This is a genomic window from Streptomyces sp. NPDC001668 (assembly GCF_042893155.1).
In the GTDB taxonomy this organism is placed as follows: domain Bacteria; phylum Actinomycetota; class Actinomycetes; order Streptomycetales; family Streptomycetaceae; genus Streptomyces.
Genome location: NZ_JBIAUQ010000035.1, coordinates 1 through 2,301, shown reverse-complemented (window position 1 = coordinate 2,301; position 2,301 = coordinate 1). Strand labels below are relative to the sequence as shown.

At 70.5% G+C, this 2,301-nt stretch carries 1 protein-coding gene; it reads right to left on the bottom strand.

The genetic code is table 11. From position 1 onward, the window contains the following. Positions 1 to 2,301 (bottom strand): beta-ketoacyl synthase N-terminal-like domain-containing protein (locus tag ACFYZ8_RS44805; protein ID WP_389050848.1); only part of this gene is annotated, 2,301 nt, incomplete at both ends.

The following is a 2,301-nucleotide window of genomic DNA, read 5'->3' as shown; positions in this document are numbered from 1 at the left end:
CACCGACTCGGCGAACACCGGCGAACTCTCCAACAGCTCAGCCGCCATCCCCACCCACTGCGAGCCCTGACCCGGAAACACAAACACCACACCGGAGCCGGTCTCCCCCGCGCCGGTGACGACGTTGGCGGCGGGTTCACCGGCGGCGACCGCATCAAGTCCGGCCAGGAACCCCTCCCGGTCCTCCGCCACCACCACAGCCCGATGCTCCAACGCTGCCCGACGGGTCGCCAACGACCAGGCCACAGCAGCCGAGTTGATCCCGGTATCCGCCCCAGCGAACTCCCTCAGGCGCCCCGCCTGCGCCCGCAACCCAGCCGCAGACCGCCCCGACACCACCCACGGCACCACCCCACCCGGCACAGCACCCTCGACCTCCGGCGCCTCGACCCCCGGAGCCTCGACCCCCGGAGCCTCCTCCACAATCACATGCGCATTCGTCCCACTGATCCCGAAGGACGACACCGCAGCACGCCGAGCCCGATCCACCACAGGCCAAGCAGTCGGCCCGGTCACCAGCTCCACAGCTCCCGCGGCCCAGTCGACCTGCGGCGAGGGCTCATCGACATGCAAGGTCGCCGGCACCACACCATGCCGTAACGCCATCACCATCTTGATCACACCGGCCACACCCGCAGCGGCCTGCGTATGCCCGATGTTCGACTTCAACGACCCCAGCAGCACCGGCCGTTCAGCAGGCCGCTCCTGCCCGTACGTCGCCAGCAGCGCACCCGCCTCGATCGGATCCCCCAGCGAAGTCCCCGTGCCGTGCGCCTCCACCACATCCACCTCGGAGGCCACGAGCCCGGCGTTCGCCAACGCCTGCCGGATCACCCGCTGTTGGGATATCCCGCTGGGCGCGGTCAGACCGTTGGAGGCACCGTCCTGGTTGACGGCGGAACCCCGGATCACCGCCAGCACCTGATGCCCATTGCGCCGGGCATCGGACAGCCGCTCAAGAAGGAGCATGCCGACACCCTCGGCCATGCCCGTGCCGTCCGCGGCTGCGGCGAAGGCCTTGCAACGGCCGTCGCGGGAGAGTCCGCCCTGACGGCTGAACTCGGTGAAGATACCAGGGGTGTTGAGGACGGTCACGCCTCCGGCCAGGGCGAGCGAGGACTCCCCTCGCCGCAGCGACTGCACCGCCAGGTGCAGCGCGACCAGGGACGACGAACACGCCGTGTCCACGGTGATGGCCGGCCCGGTCAGGCCGAGCAGGTAGGAGATGCGGCCGGACGCCACGCTGGTGGTCTTGCCGGTGAGGAGGTACCCGTCGAGCATTTCCGGGGCTTCGTGCAGCCGCGGTCCGTATTCCTGGTCCATGGTGCCGACGAAGACCCCGGTCGGGCTGTCGCGCAGTGCGGTCGGCGGGATACCGGCGCGTTCCAGCAACTCCCAGGAGGTCTCCAGGAGCAACCGCTGCTGCGGATCCATCGCCAGCGCCTCACGCGGCGACAGCCCGAAGAAGCGGGCGTCGAACTCCGCCACCTGGTCGAGGAAGCCGCCCCCCTCGGCAACGCTGCTGCCGGGGGCGTCGGCGGCGAGCAGTCGCTCCAGGTCCCAGCCGCGGTCCTCGGGGAACGCGGTGATCGCGTCCTCACCGGTCATGAGCAGCCGCCACAGATCCTCCGGAGCCTCGACCCCACCGGGGAGACGGCAGCTCATCGCGACGACCGCGATGGGTTCGTCGTCCGGACCAGGCCCGGTGGAGGTGGATGATGCGGCCGGGGCCGTGGGCGCGGCAGAGGTCTTCTCGGCGATCAGGTGTGCCGCGAGCCCGGCCGGCGTGGGGTGGTCGAAGAGCGTGGCGGTGGCCAGCCGGGTGCTCAGCGCGGTGTTGATACGGTTGCGCAGGTCGCCGAGCATGATCGAGTCGAACCCGAGGTCCTTGAACGTCCGCCGGGGGTCCAAGTCGTTGACCGTCTCGTGTCCGAGTACGGCGGCGGTGTGCGCGTGGACCTGGCGTGTTACGTCGAGCTTTATGTCGGGCGCAACGGTCGGCGGGGCACCGGCAACGCCATCGGCCACCTCCTCCGCAGCTGCGGAGGAGCCGTCGAACCAGTGCCGACGGCGCTGGAAGGCGTAGGTGGGCAGGTCCGTCCGCCGCGCACCCGTCCCGTCGAAGACCGCGGTCCAGTCGACGTCGGCGCCGTGCGCCCACAGACGGGCCAAGGCGAGATGCATCTGCCGGGTCCCGCCGTGGTCACGGCGCAGGGTGCCGGTCGCGGTGACCTGCTCACCGCTCTCCTCGATCGCACCGGTCAGCACCGGGTGTGGGCTGACCTCCAGGAAGAGGCGGCT